The organism is Glycomyces sp. TRM65418, assembly GCF_019710475.1.
Lineage (GTDB): Bacteria > Actinomycetota > Actinomycetes > Mycobacteriales > Micromonosporaceae > Glycomyces.
In genome coordinates, this window is sequence record NZ_JAJFAX010000001.1 from 1,072,143 (window position 1) to 1,089,783 (window position 17,641).

Annotated in this window: 14 protein-coding genes; 8 read left to right on the top strand and 6 right to left on the bottom strand. The window is 72.2% G+C overall.

Annotated features, from left to right (window positions below; genetic code table 11):
* The first annotated feature begins 254 nt into the window (after positions 1 to 254).
* From K3N28_RS04920 to K3N28_RS04930, 3 genes are all read left to right on the top strand, one after another.
* The gene (locus K3N28_RS04920; RefSeq protein WP_228091348.1) at positions 255 to 2,657 is read left to right on the top strand and encodes an HAD-IC family P-type ATPase; all 2,403 of its coding nucleotides are present in this window, start codon (positions 255 to 257) and stop codon (positions 2,655 to 2,657) included.
* Between the two features lie 98 nt (positions 2,658 to 2,755).
* Entirely contained in the window at positions 2,756 to 3,730 is a 975-nt protein-coding gene (locus K3N28_RS04925) for an ATP-binding cassette domain-containing protein (protein WP_228091349.1), read from the top strand.
* A gap of 31 nt (positions 3,731 to 3,761) precedes the next feature.
* The gene (locus K3N28_RS04930; RefSeq protein WP_228091350.1) at positions 3,762 to 4,619 is read left to right on the top strand and encodes an ABC transporter permease; all 858 of its coding nucleotides are present in this window, start codon (positions 3,762 to 3,764) and stop codon (positions 4,617 to 4,619) included.
* Positions 4,620 to 4,702: 83 nt separating this feature from the next.
* Here K3N28_RS04930 and K3N28_RS04935 read toward each other — a convergent pair whose 3' ends face one another.
* On the bottom strand, positions 4,703 to 7,693 hold the full coding sequence (locus K3N28_RS04935; RefSeq protein WP_228091351.1) for an AAA family ATPase: 2,991 nt from the start codon (positions 7,691 to 7,693) through the stop codon (positions 4,703 to 4,705).
* Between the two features lie 279 nt (positions 7,694 to 7,972).
* Between K3N28_RS04935 and K3N28_RS04940 the strand changes: the two genes are divergently transcribed.
* A complete protein-coding gene (locus tag K3N28_RS04940; RefSeq protein WP_228091352.1) occupies positions 7,973 to 8,401 on the top strand; it encodes a hypothetical protein in 429 nt (142 codons plus the stop codon).
* Positions 8,402 to 8,461: 60 nt separating this feature from the next.
* On the opposite strand, the gene dapC is transcribed toward K3N28_RS04940, so the two are convergent.
* Positions 8,462 to 9,610: a succinyldiaminopimelate transaminase gene (gene dapC / locus K3N28_RS04945; protein ID WP_228091353.1), complete on the bottom strand. Its 1,149-nt coding sequence runs from the start codon at positions 9,608 to 9,610 to the stop codon at positions 8,462 to 8,464.
* A 5-nt stretch (positions 9,611 to 9,615) separates the two neighbouring features.
* Positions 9,616 to 9,936 carry a ferredoxin gene (gene fdxA, locus K3N28_RS04950; protein ID WP_228091354.1) on the bottom strand — a complete coding sequence of 107 codons (321 nt, stop codon included), beginning with the start codon at positions 9,934 to 9,936 and terminating at the stop codon, positions 9,616 to 9,618.
* A gap of 145 nt (positions 9,937 to 10,081) precedes the next feature.
* On the opposite strand from fdxA, the gene K3N28_RS04955 reads away from it, so the two are divergent.
* A complete protein-coding gene (locus K3N28_RS04955) occupies positions 10,082 to 10,957 on the top strand; it encodes an N-acetyltransferase (RefSeq protein ID WP_228091355.1) in 876 nt (291 codons plus the stop codon).
* On the opposite strand, the gene K3N28_RS04960 is transcribed toward K3N28_RS04955, so the two are convergent.
* Together K3N28_RS04960 and K3N28_RS04965 are read right to left on the bottom strand one after the other, a co-directional pair.
* On the bottom strand, positions 10,954 to 11,427 hold the full coding sequence (locus tag K3N28_RS04960) for a hypothetical protein (protein WP_228091356.1): 474 nt from the start codon (positions 11,425 to 11,427) through the stop codon (positions 10,954 to 10,956). The two genes, K3N28_RS04955 and K3N28_RS04960, sit on opposite strands and share 4 nt — an antisense overlap.
* Positions 11,424 to 11,876: a hypothetical protein gene (locus tag K3N28_RS04965; RefSeq protein ID WP_228091357.1), complete on the bottom strand. Its 453-nt coding sequence runs from the start codon at positions 11,874 to 11,876 to the stop codon at positions 11,424 to 11,426. Before K3N28_RS04965 ends, K3N28_RS04960 begins: the two co-directional genes overlap by 4 nt.
* 303 nt (positions 11,877 to 12,179) lie before the next feature.
* On the opposite strand from K3N28_RS04965, the gene K3N28_RS04970 reads away from it, so the two are divergent.
* Positions 12,180 to 14,216, top strand: a complete 2,037-nt coding sequence (locus K3N28_RS04970; RefSeq protein WP_374209702.1) for a SulP family inorganic anion transporter — start codon at positions 12,180 to 12,182, stop codon at positions 14,214 to 14,216.
* Here the strand turns inward: K3N28_RS04970 and K3N28_RS04975 are convergent.
* Positions 14,154 to 15,704 (bottom strand): heparinase II/III family protein, encoded by a 1,551-nt coding sequence (locus K3N28_RS04975; RefSeq protein WP_228091359.1) that lies wholly within the window; start codon positions 15,702 to 15,704, stop codon positions 14,154 to 14,156. The two genes, K3N28_RS04970 and K3N28_RS04975, sit on opposite strands and share 63 nt — an antisense overlap.
* Positions 15,705 to 15,875: 171 nt before the next feature.
* On the opposite strand from K3N28_RS04975, the gene K3N28_RS04980 reads away from it, so the two are divergent.
* Positions 15,876 to 16,538 (top strand): MerR family transcriptional regulator, encoded by a 663-nt coding sequence (locus K3N28_RS04980; RefSeq protein ID WP_228091360.1) that lies wholly within the window; start codon positions 15,876 to 15,878, stop codon positions 16,536 to 16,538.
* A gap of 57 nt (positions 16,539 to 16,595) precedes the next feature.
* On the top strand, positions 16,596 to 17,405 hold the full coding sequence (locus tag K3N28_RS04985) for a spermidine synthase (RefSeq protein ID WP_228091361.1): 810 nt from the start codon (positions 16,596 to 16,598) through the stop codon (positions 17,403 to 17,405).
* Positions 17,406 to 17,641 lie beyond the last annotated feature (236 nt).

Consider the following 17,641-nt stretch of genomic DNA (forward strand, 5'->3'; position numbering starts at 1 on the left):
TTGGGAGCCGTGGACCGGCGCTCTCGGCGGCGCCTGCGAGCGTGAATCGACACTCCCGGCGAGGATGGGGAGCCGGAATCGGCGCTCTCGGCGACGCTTGCGAGCCGTAAATCGGCGCCCTCGGCGACGCTTGCGAGCCGTAAATTGACCGAGCCCGGGAGTCTTCGATCTCCTTCGAACGGAGGAGCGAGGAAGCCGATGTTTCGGTCCTTCGACGGTGATACGCGAGGGCGGTCGTCGCATAAGCTGTCGACGTGACCACACCCATGCTGGCAGGTGACCGCGGCCTGACGGCCGACGAGGTCGCCGCACGCGTCGAGGCCGGAGCCGTCAACGACGCGAAGCGCCACACCAGTCGACCGATCTCCGCGATCCTGCGCGCCAACTTCCTGACCCCGCTCAACGCCGTCATCGCCGTGCTCGCCGCCATCGCGATCGGCTTCACGGCCATGGAAGAGGGACTGCTGGAGGGCTTGAAGCAGGGCCTGTTCGCGGGCGTGATCATCGCCAACATCGCCATCGGCACGATCCAGGAGCTGCGGGCCAAGCGCACATTGGACAAGCTGTCGCTGCTGAACCAGTCGAACGCGAAAGTCCTGCGCGACGGCGAGATCCAGGAGATCGAGCCGAACCGGATCGTCCGCGACGACCTCGTGTACGTCGAGCCGGGCGACCGGATCATGGTCGACGGCCCCGTGGTCGAGTCCCGCAACCTCGAGATCGACGAGTCGCTGCTGACCGGCGAGGCCGACCCGGTGGCGAAGGTCCACGGCGACGCGGTCCGCTCCGGCTCCTTCGCCGTGGCCGGCACCGGGCTGTTCCGGGCCGAGCAGATCGGCGCGGACTCCTACGCCGCCAAGCTGGTCGAGGAGGCCAGCAGGTTCACGCTGGCCCGCTCGGAGCTGCGCGACGGCATCAACCGCTTCATCAAGCTCATCAACTGGCTCATCGTGCCGATCGCGCTGCTGCTCATCATCAGCCAGCTCGCGGACGCCGGAAACTGGCGCGAGACGATCGTCAAGACCGTGGCCGGGATCGTGCCGATGATCCCCGAGGGCCTGGTGCTGCTGACCTCAGTCGCGTTCGCGGTGGGCGTCATCCGCCTCGGGGCGCGGCGGTGCCTCGTGCAGGAGCTCCCGGCCATCGAGGGCCTCGCCCGCACCGACGTGCTGTGCCTGGACAAGACCGGGACGCTCACCGAGGGCGGCATGGACATCGCCGAGATCCGGCCGGTCGACGGGGCCGACCCGGCCGTCGTCATCGACGCGCTCGCCGCCTTGGCGGCCGCCGACGACAGCCCCAACCCGACCATGCAGGCCGTCGACGAGCACCTGCGCGAGCAGGGCCACGCCGACCCGGCCTGGCGCGTCATCGACGTCATGCCGTTCTCCTCGGCCCGCAAGTGGAGCGGCACCCGCTTCACCGACCACGGCACCTGGCTCCTCGGCGCGCCGGACGTGCTCCTCGACCCCGGCGACGCGATGGCGCTCGACGCGGACGTGCTCGCGGCCCAGGGCCTGCGGGTGCTGGCCCTCGTCACCGCCGAATCGGCCTCGACCACCGGCGGGATCAGCGGCGTGAAGGCCCAGGCCCTCGTGGTCCTGCGCCAGCGCCTGCGCTCGACCGCCGCGGCGACCCTCGCCTACTTCAAGGAGCAGGGCGTCGCCGTCAAGATCATCTCCGGGGACTCCCCGGCGGCGGTGGGCGCGGTGGCGGCGCAGCTCGGCGTCGAGGGCGCGGCCGAGACGGTGGACGCCAGACGGCTGCCGGAGGACCCCGATGAGCTCGCGGACCTGCTGGAGCGGGCCACGATCTTCGGGCGCGTGAAGCCGCACCAGAAGCAGGCGTTCGTGAAGGCGCTGCAGTCGCGGGGGCACACCGTGGCGATGACCGGCGACGGCGTCAACGACGTGCTGGCGCTCAAGGACGCGGACCTGGGCATCGCGATGGGCTCGGGCTCGTCGGCGGCGCGCTCGGTCGCGCAGGTGGTGCTGCTGGACGACGAGTTCGCGACGCTGCCGTACGTCGTGGACGAGGGCCGGCGGGTGCTGGGGAACATCGGGCGGGTCTCGAACGTGTTCCTGACCAAGACGGTCTACGCGATCTCCTTGGCGCTGTTCATCGCGGTGGGCGCGATCTGGTCGTGGATCGCGGGGAACGACCCGCTGCCGTATCCGTTCCTGCCGATCCACCAGTCGCTCATCAACGTGTTCACGATCGGCCTCCCGGCGTTCTTCCTGGCCCTCGCGCCGACCTTCGACCGGGCCCGGCCGGGGTTCGTCAAGCGGGTGCTCAAGTTCGCGATCCCGGCGGGGATCTGCTGCGCGGTGCCGACGTTCGTGGTGTACCTGGCGTCGCTCGCCCACGACGGCTACGACTCGGACCTGCCGCAGACGACCGCGGCGATCACGCTGTTCTGCCTGGCGCTGGCGGCGCTCGCGATCGTGGCGAAGCCGTACGTGTGGTGGAAGGCGCTCCTGGTCGGCGGCTGCGCGGCCGCGTTCGTGACCGTGCTGGCCGTGCCGCCGTTCGCGCGGTTCTACGAGCTGCAGCTGCCGGGGGCGTGGAACACCACGGCGGCGGCGATCGGCGTGGCCTCGGGTGTGAGCGCGCTCCTGTTCTGGCTGGTCGTGCGCCCCAAGCACCTCAAGGACTGAGACGGGGCGCCCTGCTACATCGGATGTAGCGGCGGGCGTGGCGTCAATGTAGCGCCTTCTGGGTGAGAGCAACTGAGCGAATCACCCAGGAGGCGAACATGTCGCAGCGCGACCTCGCGATCCGAGCCGAAGGGCTCGTCAAGCACTTCAAGGACGTCAAGGCCGTCGACGGCGTGGACCTGGAGGTCCCGGCCGGCACGGTGTACGGCGTGCTGGGTCCGAACGGGGCCGGCAAGACCACCACGGTCCGGATGCTGGCCACCCTGCTGCGTCCGGACGCGGGGAACGCGACCGTGTTCGGCCGGGACCTCATCGCCGACGCCGCCTCCGTGCGGTCGCAGGTGAGCCTGACCGGCCAGTACGCCTCCCTGGACGAGGACCTCACGGGTTTCGAGAACCTGGTCCTGCTGTCCCGCCTGTACGGCTACACCAAGCCCGCCGCGCGGGACCGCGCCGGGGACCTGCTGGCGGCGTTCGGGCTGTCGCAGGCCGCGGGCAAGCAGGTGAAGTCCTATTCGGGCGGCATGCGGCGGCGGCTCGACATCGCCGCCTCGATCATCGTGACGCCGAAGCTGCTGTTCCTGGACGAGCCGACCACGGGCCTGGACCCGCGCAGCCGCAACCAGGTGTGGGACGTGGTGCGCACGATCGTCGGCGAGGGCACCACGGTGCTGCTGACCACCCAGTACCTGGAGGAGGCCGACCAGCTCGCGAGCCGCATCGCGGTCATCGACACCGGGAAGGTCATCGCCGAGGGCACGCCGGGGCAGCTGAAGTCCTCGGTGGGCGCGGGTTCGATCCGGGTGCGCCTGCACCACGCCGACCAGCGCGAGCACGCGCAGCGGGTGCTGGGCGAGGCGCTGAGCGGGGAGGTCGTGCTCGACGACGACCCGGTGTCGCTCACCGCGCGGCTGGCCCCCGGGCAGGACACCGCCGCGCAGGGCTCGCACGTCCTGGGCGAGCTGGCCCGCGCCGGGATCCTCGTGGACGACTTCTCGCTGGGCCAGCCGAGCCTGGACGAGGTGTTCCTGGCCCTCACGAACCGCACCGACGTCGTCAACACCGGCGCTTGATCCCCACGGACTTTCAGGAAGGAAAACCGCTATGACTGTCACGCACACCGATACGAAGTCCGATGTCGACGCTCCGGCGCCGGTCGAGAAGGAGCACCTGCGGCGGCTGCTGGCCACCGGCGAGCGGCCGGCGGCGCCGAGCGCGTTCGCCTCGGCGCGGGCGTTCGCCTGGCGTTCGATGCTGAAGATCAAGCATGTCCCGGAGCAGCTGGGCGACATCCTGATCTTCCCGATCATGATGCTGCTGATGTTCACGTACCTGTTCGGCGGTGCGATCGCGGGCGGGACGACGGCGTATCTGCAGTTCCTGCTGCCGGGCATCATGGTGATGAGCATCGTGATGACCACGATCTACACGGGCATGTCGGTGAACATCGACATCAACAAGGGCGTGTCGGACCGGTTCCGGACGCTCCCGATCTGGCGGGCCGCGCCGATGGTCGGTTATCTCCTGGCGGACATGTTCCGGTACGCGGCGGCCGGGGCGGTCATGTTCGGCACGGGCCTGATCATGGGCTACCGGCCCGACGGCGGCGCGGTGGGCGTGCTGCTGGGCGTGGCGCTGCTGCTGGTGTTCTGCTTCGCCTTCTCGTGGGTGTGGACCTGGCTGGGCCTGATCACGCGCTCGGAGAAGACGGTCATGTCGATCTCGATGTCGGTCATGTTCCCGCTGACGTTCCTGTCGAACATCATGGTGGACCCGGCGACGATGCCGGGCTGGTTGCAGCCGGTCGTGAAGAACACGCCGATCAGCCAGCTGGTCGACGGCGTGCGGGGCCTGTTCGACGGGAACGTGGACTCCGGTTCGGTCCTGACGACGCTGATCTGGTCGGCCGGTTTCATCGCGGTGTTCGGGTTCCTGACGATCAGGGCCTACAACCGCAAATAGCTTCATGCGAACACCCGGCGGGGCCGGGCGGGGACGACCCGCCCGGCCCCGTTCGCGTCGGTGTCCGGTTCGGGTGCGGAGCCTCAGCGTTCCCAGGCGGGGGCGTCGGGGCCGGGGCGGTAGGCGCAGGTCGAGCCGGTGGCCACGGTGCGGTCGAGGTGCGCGGCGAGCGCGGGGTGGACGGCCTCGATCTTCTTGAGCGTGTTGCGGATCCGGTTGGTGACGCTCTTGCGGGCGCGTTCGGCGTTGTCGCCGAGGCGGCGGGAGCGGCCGCCGAGGCCGGTGGCGGCCTTGAGCTGGTCGATGAGGGCCTGGCGTTCGGCGTCGAGGACGGCGGCGCGGGCGTCGTCGCCGAGCGCGGCGGCGGTGTCGATCTGCTCGTCGAGCGCTTCGAGGTGGTCGCGGTAGCGCGCCCGGGCCTCGGCGTCGAGGAGGTCGTCGCCGCCGAGTCGGGCGTCGGCGGCGACCGCGGCGTCGGGGTCGAGGAGTTCGACGGCGGCGATGTCGCTGTGCGGCTGCCGGATGAGGCGGTGCAGGTCGGCGAGGCCCTTGGTGTGCGGGAGGTGGACGGTGCGGCCTTCGTAGCGGAGGGTCCAGGTCGCGCCGTCGCGGCGGAAGACCGCCCCGGCGGCGGGCGGCGCCGTCGGCGCCGGGGCGGCGTCGAGTCCGGCGGCGGCCCGGCGGGCGGCCTCGGCCCAGGGGCGGGCGCCGAGCACTTCGGCCCCGGCGGCGGCGTTCATGAAGTGCTCCCGGGCCGCTTCGGTGTCGCCGGCGGCCGCGGCGAGCAGCCCGAGCCAATGGCTGACGGGGCCGTGGATGCTGGTACCCCACAAGGCGACCAGCCATTCGCCTTCGTGCGGGGCGAGGCGTTCGCGCAGGCGGGCGATGGCCTGGGTGTCGCCGTCGGCGACGGCGAGCTCGGTCTCGAAGCGCAGCCACAGGGACTCCCAGGCGCTGCGCGAGGCGGGGCCGTCGCCGAGGCGGTTGTGGATCGTGCGGGCCAGGTCGATGTCGCCGCGGCGGATCGCGGTGAGTCCGGCGAGGAGGTCGCCGTGCCAGACGCCGAAGGACTCGTGCCAGCCTTCGGAGACCGTCGCGGGGACCTCGCCGCGGGCCATCTCCAGCTCCCATTGCAGGTGCCGCATCATGTGGTGGTACATCGGGTCGTCGCCGATCTCCGCCGACGCCGACGCGATCCGGGACTCGGCGTCCTCGAAGCGGCCCTGGACCATGTCGACCACGGCCCGGTCGACGTCGGCACCGCTCTTCCAGCGCTCGGAGTCGCCGGTCTCGGCGAGCGCGCAGAAGTGGGCGAGCTGGTGGCGGAACGAGGGGTCGCCGCGTTCGAGGAGCACGACCCAGCCGAGCGACGCGGCGTACAGGCGCATCTCCGTGTCGCCGGTGCGGCGGGTGAGTTCGGCGAGCTCCTCGACGAGGCCCTGGCGTTCGACGGCGGTGCCGGGCCCCCAGTTCACGCCGTGGGTGGCCCACAGCGCGTAGGAGAGGTCCTCGTCGGAGCCGGAGGCGCGCGCGGCGACCATGTACGCGTACAGCAGGCGGCGGGTCAGGTCCTCGTGCGGGAGTTCGGGGTCGGGGGCCTCGCCGGCGAGCTTCGCGTAGGCGAGGGTCTTGAGGCGCACGAGCTCGTCGACGCGCTGGTCCTGCGGGACCTCCACGGTGGCCCGGGTGAGGAGCATCGCGTCGCCCGAGTCCTCGGCTTCGAGGAGGGCCTGTTCGTAGAGGAGGCGGGCCTCGGCGGCGCCGCCGCGCCAGACGACGATGCCCGCGAGGCCCAGGCGCAGCAGGACGCGGCGGCGGACCATGTCCGGGGTGCAGCGTTCGAGCGCGCGCCGGAAGTACTTCTCGGCGCCGCCGACGCTGAGGCAGCTGTGGGACTCGGTGGCGGCCCGGTTGAGGAACTCGACGGCGGTCTCCGGGTCGAGGTCGTCCCCGGCGAGCCACGCGTGGTGGGCGATCTCGGTGGTGAGCATGTGCTTCTGCAGGGACTCGTCGGCGACGAGGGCGCGAACGACGCAGCCGTGGTGGTGGGCGGCCTCGTCGCTCGCCATCGTGTTGTACAGGGTCTCGCGGACGAGGTCGTGGACGAAGACGTAGCGGTCCTTCTCGCGCCGCACGAGCCGGGTCTGGCAGGCGGCGTCGAGGGCCGATTCGATCGCGTGGAGGTCGAGGCCGGAGGCCTGGGCCATCACTTCGGCGTGGAACTCGCGGCCGCCGACGGAGGCGAGGGTGAGCATCCGCACGAGCGGCGCGGGGAGCTGGTCGATGCGGCGCTGCAGGGCGTCGCGCATCCCGGCGGTGGTGGCGTCGACGGACTGGCCCGAGGCCCACAGCTGCGCGGTCTGCTCGACGAAGAACGGGTTGCCGCCGGTGCGGCGGGTGATCTCGGCGACCGTGGCGGCGTCGGGCGCGGCGCCGACGGTGGTGCGGCAGAGATCGGCGACGCCCGCCTCGTCGAGCCCTTCGAGGCTGATCATGGTGGCCTTGGCGACGAGCGGGAGCATCCGGGCGCGCAGGCGGTGGCCGGGGTCGATCTCGGAGTCGCGGTAGGTGCCGACGAAGAGGATCCGTTCGAACCAGGTGTGCTGCGAGGCGAACTTGAGCAGTTCGAGGCTGCCGGGGTCGGCGAAGTGGAGGTCGTCGAGGACGATCAGCAGCGGGCCGCGCTGGGAGGCGGCGATGAGCAGCTGGGTGACGCCGTCGTACAGCTCGAACTGGGCCGGGTTGGAGCCGTCGCCCTGGCCGAGGAGGGCGTTGACGGCCGGCGCGGGGTGGAGGGCCCGCCAGGCCTCGTCGCCGAGCTGGGCGCGCAGGGACCGCAGTACCTGGGTCCAGAGCCAGTGCTCGGGGACGGCCTCGGACTCCCAGGAGGTGGCGGACGCGACGGTGAGCGCGCCGCGGTGGCGGGCGGCCACGTCGGTGACGAGGGTGGTCTTGCCGATGCCCGCCTCGCCGGTGACGAGGGCGAGGCCGCCGTGGCTGGCCACCGTGCGTTCGACGGCCGAGCGCAGGGCCGCGGAGGCGTGCGAGCGGCCGATCAGGAGCGAGTCAGTCACCTGACCAGTGTGGCCGAAGGGTACGACACGCGCCAGCCCGTTCCTCCGAGGCGTGTCGGCCATCGGACGTCCCGCGTTCCAACGGGCCCCTCGCCGCGCGGGCGCAGATGCACGGTCCGACATGGATTGTTTTCACCGAAACCGCTCATGCCTCACGATGAGTACATAAAGTGCTACCGAAAGCAGCCGTCTCGGCGCCGAGGGGCGTTCGGGCCGCCGCCACGGTGGTCCACGAGACCGCACCTGAACCCAGAGCCGACGATCCAGGGAGCCATCCTCATGGCAGAGTCCACGTTCGAAGTAGCACCGACCACGAAATCACGGAAGACCTGGCGGATGGTCGTGATCGGGGCGACTGTCCCGTTCGCGATGCTCGCCGCCGCGCCGACGGCGAGCGCCGTCGCGATCGACCCGGCCGAGGCGGTGAGCAGTGAGCAGCTTCCGCCGGCGCCCGCACCGGCACCCGATCCGACGGCGGAACTCACGCAGTGCCTCACCGACATCAAGGCGCTGCTGTCCGGCACGCCGGCCCCGGCCCCCGCGCCGGCTCCGGCTCCCGCTCCGGCCCCGGCTCCCGCTCCGGTGCCGGGAGCGCCCGACCTCACGCCGCTGAACGAACTGTGCCAGGAGATCCTCGCCACGCTCCAGGGCCAGCCGGCGCCGGCTCCGGCTCCGGCGCCCGCCGACGACCCGGTCGGCGCGCCGTGAGGTGAGACCGCTACACGGCGAGGGCCCGCAGCGGGAGGCTGCGGGCCCTGGTCGTGTCGTCTACTGCAGGCGCCGCGCGGCGTCCGCGACCGCCTCGTCGGTGGCGGTCAGGGACAGGCGCACGTGGCGGTTCCCCTTGGCGCCGTAGAACTCCCCCGCCGCGGCCAGGATGCCGCGGTCGGCGAGCCACTCCACGGTGGTCCAGCAGTCCTCGTCGCGGGTGGCCCACAGGTACAGGCCCGCCGTCGAGTGGTCGATGCGGAACCCGGCGGATTCGAGCGCCCCGCGCAGGACCGAGCGGCGCGCTTCGTATCGGGCGCGCTGCTCGATCGCGTGGGACTCGTCGTGCAGGGCCGCGATCGTGGCCTGCTGGACCGGCCACGGGACCATGAAGCCCGCGTGGCGGCGGATCTCCAGGAGGTCGGCGATGAGCGCCGGGTCCCCCGCGAGGAACGCCGAGCGGTAGCCGGCCAGGTTGGAGCGCTTCGACAGCGAATGCGCCGCCAGCAGGCCCGTCAGGTCGCCGTCGTTGACGCGCGGGTCGAGGACCGACACCGGCGGGTGCTCCTCGTCCCAGCCGAGCGTCAGGTAGCACTCGTCGCTGGCGAGCACCACGCCGCTCTCGCGGGCCCAGCGCACCAGGCCGCGCAGGTGCTCGACCGAGGCGACCTCGCCGGTGGGGTTGGTCGGGTAGTTGATCCACACCAGCCGCAGCCGCCCCGAGCTCATCCGCCCGCTCGCGAGCTTCACGGGACGCGCCGCGTCGCGCGGGTCGGCCACCGGCACGGGATCCGCTTTCGCGAGGATCGCGCCGATCTCATAGGTGGGGTAGGCGATCTCGGGGTAGGCCACCGACTCGCCGGAGCCGATGCCGAGCTGGGACGGGAGGTTCGCGACCAGTTCCTTGGAACCCACCGTGGGGAGGACCGCGACGTCGTCGCCGACGCCGGTGTGCCGGTGGAGCCACGACCGCATCGCCTCCCGCAGCGCGACCGGTCCGGCCACCGTCGGGTAACCGGGTCGCGCGGACGCCTCGGCCAGGGCCTCCCGGACCACGGCGGGCACCTCGTCGACGGGCGCGCCGACGGTGAGGTCGACCAGGCCGCCGGCGTGGGCCGCCGCACGCTCCTTGTAGGGGGCCATGCGGTCCCAGGGGAAGCGCGGCAGCCGCCGCGCCGGAGAGGCGCTGTGGAGGCGGCGCAGCGCCATCGCGGCTACTCCTCTTTCTTGGGCAGCTCGGCCACGAACGGGACGTCGCTGTCGATCTTGCCGATCTTGGAGGCGCCGCCGGGGCTGCCGATCTCGTCGAAGAAGTCGACCTCGGCCTTGGTGTACGGGGCCCACTCCTCGGGGACGTCGTCCTCGTAGAAGATCGCCTCGACCGGGCACACCGGCTCGCATGCACCGCAGTCGACGCACTCGTCAGGGTGGATGTAGAGCTTCCGGTTGCCTTCGTAGATGCAGTCGACCGGGCATTCTTCAATGCAAGCCTTGTCGAGGAGATCCACGCACGGCTCGGCGATAACGTAAGTCACGAGTCGTCCTTCCTACAGCGCGCAGTCGGGCGGACTGCGCTGTGATGAGCCTAAAGCTACTTTCCATTTGTAGACCCGAAGCCTGGGGGTGCGCCAGATGTTGGGACCGGAACACGTCGGTTCGCGAGTGGCGGTTCGGATCAGGTTGAAGGACGCTGCACCGGGTCGCCGGTTCACGGACATCACGGGCGAGCTTATCGAGATCGGCCCGGAGCGCTGGCGCGTGCTGCCCGCCTCGGGGACGGCCGTCACCGTCGACGCCGCCGACGTGGTCGCGGCCCGGCCGATCCCGCCGAAGCCGACCGCGTTCTCCGAGATCCTCGAACTGGAGCGGCATCTCGCCGCGACCTGGCCCGCGATCGAGACCGCAGACCTGGGCGGCTGGGTCCTGCGGTACTCGCAGGGCTTCTCGCGCCGGGCGAACTCGGCGCTGGCCCTGACCGCCCCCGAAGGCGGCCCGGACGCCGCCGTCGCGGCCGTCGAAGCCTGGTACGACGCTCGCGGAGCGCGGCCGCTCGTGGCCCTGGCGGGGCCGGTGACGAAGCGGCTGGAAGCGGACCTGGCCTCCCGCGGCTGGGAGGCCGAGGGCGCGGCCGCGGTCATGACGAAGGCCCTCGAACCCGTCGCGTACACGGGCGAGGCACGGGTCGTGCCGGAGCCGTGCGCGGCGTTCCTGGAGCAGGCGGGGCGCGGGCGGCCGGAGGTCGCGGCGCGGGTCTTCGGGGCCGGTCCGGGGCGCGGCTACGCGGAGGTCTGGCGGGACGGCTCGCTCGCCGCGCGGGGCCGGGGTGCGATCGCGGGCGACACCGTGGCGATCACGAACATCGGGACGCTGCCGCAGTGGCGGCGGCAGGGCCTGGGCGCCGAGGTGCTGCACGCGCTGGAGGCGTGGGGGGCCGAGCACGGGGCGCGGCGGGCCGCGCTGCAGGTCGAGACCGACAACGAGGCCGCGCTCGCGATGTACGCGCGCCAGGGGTACGCCGAGCGGTACCGGTACGCCTACCGGGCGCGTCCCGTCTAGGCGGACTTGGGGTTGGCCTTGCGTTCGAAGGCGATCTTGGTGGCCTTGAGCTCGCGGCCGTACGTGTCGACGCCGAGCGCCATGACGATGAGGTAGCCGACCCAGCCCGAGAGCGCCAGCAGCGCGAAGTAGATGAGCGTCTGCGAGAAGACCCCGTCGAGGCTCGGGTAGTCGACTCGGGCGATGAGCGGGTTCACCAGCACCGTGAACAGGGTCGCGACCACGAAGATCACGAGCAGCTCGCCGGTGATCTCCTGGCGGCGGCGGCGCACGCCCCACCAGATCCCCGCGGCGACCGCGACGGCGGCCATCGCGCCGAAGGTGTAGACGCCGACGAGGTCGCCGACCACGGTGCCCTCGCTCCACTGCCGGGAGGCGATCCGGCCGGCCAGGTTGGCGACGATCAAGCCCAGGGCGAAGCCGTAGATCGAGGGCCAGTGCGGTATGAGGAGGCGGCTGAGGAGGGTCACTGTCGGGACTCCTTCGTAGCGGTGGGGGTGACTTGCGGGGCGGCCGCCGGGCCGCCGGCGAGCCGAGCGCGCGCGCTCGGTCTCGGACGAAAATACTGCCACAGCGCGACGGCGACACCGGCGGTCCCCGCCAGGAGCAGCGCGTAGCCGTTGAAGCCGCTGGCGATCACCAGCGAACCGGCCGAGGTCGGCATCGAGGCGGTGAGGACCACCGCGAACCAGGCGAACGAGGTGAGCGCGGCCGACCAGCGCGAGCCGGTCCACCACACCGCGAGGGCCGCCAGGGCCCAGTTCCCGCAGAACGCGAGCACTCCGGCGAGGGGGATCGCGATGCCATCGACGTACGTGGGCACCAGGAAGGATTCGAGGACGGCGGCGAGGACGGCGGCAGCGGCGGCGACGACCGCGCCGCCGACGCGGATCGCCGCTTCCAGACCCTTCGCACGCACGCAGGCGATCCTACGGCAGCGCCGACGCCTCCTCGCCTGGGACGTCGGCCGCGGCGACCGGGCGTGCCGACTCCGCGGCGGCGAAGCCCGTAGGCCGCCCCGGCCCCACCCGCCCGGGGAAAGGGAGCGTCCATCGTTCCGCGCGGGTGCGACGAGGACCGGGGCCCGCCGCGTCGTCGCCCGAACGGGTCGGCCGGCGGCCGCGCCGGGCGCATGGGCGACACGCTGACGGCCGCGTCGCCGCCCGGCGCGTTGAATGCGGTTGCGCACCACCCGTTCTTGGACAATTACCCCATGACCACCATGCGAGAGACAACTGCCACGAAACGACGACGCTTCCGACAGCTGTTTCCCGAACGGTCCGATTACGCGCACGTCCGCCGCCATTGGCACACCGACCTCCTCGCCGGGCTCACCGTCGCGGTCGTCGCGCTGCCGCTGGCGCTCGGCTTCGGGATCGCCTCGGGCCTGGGCGCCTTCGCCGGGCTCATCACCTCGATCATCGCCGGGGCGCTCGCCGCGATCCTCGGCGGCTCGAACCTCCAGGTCAGCGGCCCCACGGGGACGATGGCCGTGGTCCTCGTGCCCCTCGCGGCGACCCACAGCCACGCCGGGGTCATGCTCGTCGGCATCATGGCCGGCCTCATGCTCGTGACGCTCGCGCTCACCGGCGCGGGCCGCTACGCCCGCTACGTGCCGGTGCCCGTCGTCGAGGGCTTCACGGCGGGCGTCGCGATCGTCATCGCGATCCAGCAGTTCCCGCCCGCGCTCGGCCTGCCACCGCAGAACGACCACCTGCTCACGGGCGCATGGGAGTCGGTCAGCGCCTTCGCGGCGGACCCGAACTGGGCCCCGCCCGCGGTCGCGTTCGGCGTGGCCGCCGCGATCCTCCTCGGCTCGCGCCTGCACTCGCAGATCCCCACGCCGCTCCTGGCGGTCATCGCGGCCACGGTCGTCACCTGGGTCGCGAACGCTGACATCGGCGTCATCGGGACCCTGCCGCGCACGATCCCGGCCCCCGAGGCGGACTTCCTCGACTTCACCGAGATGCCCGAACTCGTCGCCGCGGCCGCCGCCATCTGCGCGCTGTGCGCGCTCGAGTCGCTCCTGTCCGCCACGGTCGCCGACAACATGACCGTCGACCAGCACCACAACCCGGACCGGGAGCTGTTCGGGCAGGGTGTGGCGAACCTGGTGACGCCGTTCTTCGGCGGCATGCCCTCCTCGGGGGCGCTGGCGCGCACGGCGGTGAACGTGCGGTCGGGCGCGGCCGGTCGGCTCGCGTCGCTGACGCACGCGATCGTCCTGGCGCTCATCATGCTCGCGCTCGCGCCGCTGGTGACGCACGTGCCGCTGGCGGCGCTCGCGGGCGTGCTCATCGCGACCTCGATCCGCATGATCGAGGTCGGCTCGATGCTGGCCCTGGCGCGCTCGACCCGCGCCGACGCGGCGGTCATGTGGCTGACGCTCGCGACCACGGTGCTGTGCAACCTGGTGTGGGCCGTGGCCGTGGGCATCGCGCTGGCCGGACTCCTGGCGCTGGGGCGGATCTCCCGATCGGTGTCGGTGGAGGAGGAGCCGTTCGACCACGGCGACCACCACGACGAGGAGGCGGCGCTACTGCACGAGCACATCGTGGCCTACCGGCTGGAGGGCCCGCTGTTCTTCGCCGCCGCGCACCGGTTCCTGCTGCAGCTGCTCGACGTGGCCGACGTGCGGGTGGTGGTGCTGCGGATGAGCCGCGTGTACACCATGGACGCGTCGGGGGCGATGGTGCTCGCCGACGCGATCAAGCGCCTGGAGCACCGCGGCATAGCGGTCTACCTCTCCGGGCTCGAACCGGTGCACGCCAAGCCCTTGGAAGCCCTGGGCGTGCTGGAGCCGCTGTGGAAGCAGGGACGGCTGTTCGAGCACACCGGCGAGGCCATCGCGGCCGCGCGCCGACGCCTCAAGGCCGACGGGTTCCTTGAGGAGCTCGAAACGGAGCCCCTGGAGGACGGCGCCGAGTCCCCGGCGGTCCTCGGGGACGACCCCGAGACCGTCAAGGTCGACCGAACCATCGAACGGCTCGAAGCGGAGACCTTCGGAGACGGCACCGAGACCGTCAAAGGCGACGGAGCCCTCGAGCAGCTCGAAACGGAGCCCCTGGAGGACGGCGCCGAGTCCCCGGCGGTCCTCGGGGACGACCCCGAGACCGTCAAGGTCGACCGAGCCATCGAACGGCTCGAAGCGGAGACCTTCGGAGACGGCACCGAGACCGTCAAAGGCGACGGAGCCCTAGAGCAACTCGAAGCGGAAACCTTCGGGAGCGGCGCCGAGCCCGAACCGGAGCGCCCATAGCCGGTCGGGGGCGCCGCGGTGGTCGGTGGTGTCCACCGAGTCGACGAGGGCGTCCTCGGGGTTGACCCCGTGGAGGACCAGCGTGCCGCGCTCCCCCGCCCACACCGCGCGGGTCCCGTCGAGTTCGGGCCGGATGCGGCTGACGAAGACCTCGGTGATCTCGGGTCCGTAGTCCTCCAACGTGATCGACGCGTCGATCCAGCGGAACTTGCGGATGAGCGCGCCGTCACCGTAGGCGTCGATGTACGCCTCCACGCCGTCGGGGGTGCCGACGAGTTCGGCGCGGGAGTCCTCGCCGAGCTGCTGGATCGCGCCCTCGACGGTCGGGACGGAGTGCCAGGCGGCGGAGGCGTGGACCTGCTCGTAGCGTTCGGCCCCGAAGTAGGCGGCGGTGTACTCCCCCGCGCCGGGGTCGCACAGGAGCTGCTCGCCGTCGACGGCGATGAGGAACGAGCCGAGGTCGAGGTGGTTGTGCGGCTCGTCGTTGTAGCCGCCCTTGACGGCCAGCGCCCACATGCGGCGGCCGATCAGGCGGCGCTCGACGAACCAGCCGACGTCGGCCAGGAGCGAGCGGCCCTCGTCGACGGTGTCGCCGAGGGGGCGCCCCCAGTCGAGGGTGCGGGTGAGGTGGGCCCAGCGGGCGCAGGCGTCGTCGGAGAAGGCCTGGTAGGGGCCCGCGGCGGGGAGGGGCGTGCCGAGGCGGTCGTGGAGGCGGGCCATGAGGCCGGGGGGCAGGAGCGCGTCGGCGCCGGTGTCGCCGAAGGTGGCGAAGGAGCCGGGGTAGAGCTGGGCGCGGGCGGGGAAGGCGGCGATCTCCTCGGTGCCGGCGAGGAGGTCTTCCCCGGTGGCATCGCGCCAGGCCTCGGCGAAGTAGGTGAAGTAGCCGAAGCCGTAGACCCAGTAGTCGACGCCTTCGACGCAGCCGCCGTCGGGGCCGAACGAGAACAGGTAGCTCTGGAGGGCGGGGAGGACGCGGGCGCGGACGACGTCGGTGTCGTAGCCGAGGGCGAGGGCGGCCATCCCGGCGGCGCCGGCGCACACGGCGGTCCAGTTGGAGATGCGCTCTTCCCAGAAGTAGGGGTAGTCGGCGTCGAAGAACGGGTCGAGCACGCGTCGCCGGATCTCGGATTCGACGTGGCCGCGGTCCTTGATGTCCTCGCGCAGGCGCAGGATCTCGGCGAGGGTCTGGGCGGTCTCGCAGGCGAAGAGGTCGACGCAGGTGCGGGGGTCGGTGCCGGCGTCCCAGTGGGCGGGGAGGGCCCAGGAGCGCTCGTCGCAGACGTCGGCGACGAGGGCGGAGAGGACAGGGCCGTCGCCGACGAGCGCGAGGGCGGCGAGGTGGCGGCGGCGGGCGAAGTACTGGGCTTCGTAGGGGATGCGGCGGCCGGTGGCGGCGAAGTCGTCGGCGAGGTCCGGGTCGAAGGCGGGCACGGGAAGCGCGGCGATGCCGCGCAACTCCTCGAGGAGCGCCGCACGAAGGTCATGCATGGCGAAGCCGTTCCGGTTCGGGGAGGCGAGCGCAGCGAGCGGCCGGGCGGGGTGACGGGTGCGGGCCGGGCATGACCGCCGCCTTTCCAGATGAGGTGAAGTTTCGGGCCGGGAGTTCCTGGCGTGGCTCAACGGTAACGCGGGCGCGCTATCCGTCATAGACTCCCTCGTATGCGCATCGGGGAGCTGTCGGAGCGGACCGGCGTTCCGGCCGCCACCATCAAGTACTACCTGCGGGAGCGCCTGCTTCAGCCGGGCGAGCACGGCGAGGGCACCACCGTCGAGTACGGGCCCGCGCACGTGCACCGCCTGACGCTCATCAGGGCCCTGTCGGAGACCGCGGGGCTGTCGGTGGCGCAGATCGGCGAGGTGCTCACCGTCCTCGCACGCCATCCGGAGTCGGCGTTCCAGGCGCTCGGCGCGACGCTGGCGGCGACCCACCGGGAGCCGAGGTTCTCCCTCGCGAGCGAGGGCACCGACGAAGCGGCCGGGCGCACCGTGGACCAGCTCCTGACCGAGTACGGCTGGGCCGAGGTGGCCCCGCCGATGTACCGGGACGCCCTGGTGACGGCGCTGTCGGCGTTCTACCGCCTGGGGAACCCCGACCCGCAGGAGGTGCTGAGCCACTACGCGGACGCGGCGGCGGCGCTGGCCTCGGCGGACATGGAGGCGATCGCGGAGGCCACCAGGGCCGAGGGGGTGGACGTCGAGCAGGCGGTGGTCGCCACGGTGCTCGGCGACACGGTCTTCGCGGCACTGCGGCGCATCGCCCACATCGCGGCCTCGGCCAGGAGCCAGGCCCGGCAGGGGCCCTCGGGCACAATGGGTGCGTGAACCGGCCTTCGCGGCCGGCCGCGTCCCGCACCCGCCCCCGAACACGAACGGCCCGCCATGCCCGATGACCTCCGGATCGACCGCGACAAGGACCGACCGAACCTGCTGCACCTGGTCGCGGACGGGGTCGTCCAGGCGACGATCGACCTCGACGACCCGTCCTATCTGGATGCCGAGTACATGCAGCGGATCGCGTACCTCGTCGACGCTGTCGGCGAGCCGGGGCGGCCGCTGCGGGCGCTGCATCTTGGCGCGGGCGGCCTCGCGATGGCCCGCTACATCGCGGTGACACGGCCGGGCTCCTACCAGCAGGCGGTCGAGACGAACCGGGCCTTGGTCGAGCTCGTCCGGGCCGAGGCGCCGCTGCCGCGCGGGGTGAAGGTGAAGATCAGGCACACCGACGCGCGCGAGGCGATCGAGACGGCGCCCGAGGACGGCTATGAGCTCATCGTCACGGATGTGTACGCCGACGCGCGGGTGCCCGCGCACGTCACGAGCACCGAGTTCCTGCACGCGGCCCGGCGGGTGCTGCGCGCGGACGGGCACTACGCGGTGAACCTGTGCGACGGCGGCCAGATGCGGTTCCTCAAGCCCGCGCTGGCGGCGATGCGGGAGGTGTGGCCGCATGTGGCGATCATGGGCGAACCGGCGGTGCTGCGAGGCCGCCGCTTCGGCAACGTGGTCGCGGTCGCGGCCGGGATCGAGCTGCCGGTGGCCGAACTGCGCCGCCGCTGCGCGGGAGCGGCATTCCCGTGCCGGGTCCTGGAGGGCACCGAGCTGAAGGAGTACCTCGCGGGAGCGGCGCCGACCACGGATGCGACGGCGATCCAGTCCCCGCCGCCGCCGAGGTCCCTGCGGAGCTTCTGACGGCAAGGCCCTCCGCGCGGGGGCCTGCGGCGGGCGCTCGCGCGGGTCCGACTCGCCGAGGCATGTCGTACCCGCCGGGCGCCATCGAAGCCGGGGGCGACACCGAACGCGAACCTTCTTCGATCGCTCGACCGGCGATCACTTCCTGCGCATCGCCCGCGGCCCAGGCGCACCCTGACCGCGACCCAGCGTCGTACCCACCGGGCATCGTTGCACCGGGGGCGACATCGAATCCG

Coding starts and splice junctions, on each gene's coding strand:
- K3N28_RS04925 (WP_228091349.1), top strand. CDS start 2,756: ATGTCGCAGCGCGACCTCGCGATCCGAGCCGAAGGGCTCGTCAAGCAC.
- K3N28_RS04930 (WP_228091350.1), top strand. CDS start 3,762: ATGACTGTCACGCACACCGATACGAAGTCCGATGTCGACGCTCCGGCG.
- K3N28_RS04940 (WP_228091352.1), top strand. CDS start 7,973: ATGGCAGAGTCCACGTTCGAAGTAGCACCGACCACGAAATCACGGAAG.
- dapC (WP_228091353.1), bottom strand. CDS start 9,610: ATGGCGCTGCGCCGCCTCCACAGCGCCTCTCCGGCGCGGCGGCTGCCG.
- K3N28_RS04970 (WP_374209702.1), top strand. CDS start 12,180: ATGCGAGAGACAACTGCCACGAAACGACGACGCTTCCGACAGCTGTTT.
- K3N28_RS04975 (WP_228091359.1), bottom strand. CDS start 15,704: ATGCATGACCTTCGTGCGGCGCTCCTCGAGGAGTTGCGCGGCATCGCC.
- K3N28_RS04980 (WP_228091360.1), top strand. CDS start 15,876: ATGCGCATCGGGGAGCTGTCGGAGCGGACCGGCGTTCCGGCCGCCACC.
- K3N28_RS04985 (WP_228091361.1), top strand. CDS start 16,596: ATGCCCGATGACCTCCGGATCGACCGCGACAAGGACCGACCGAACCTG.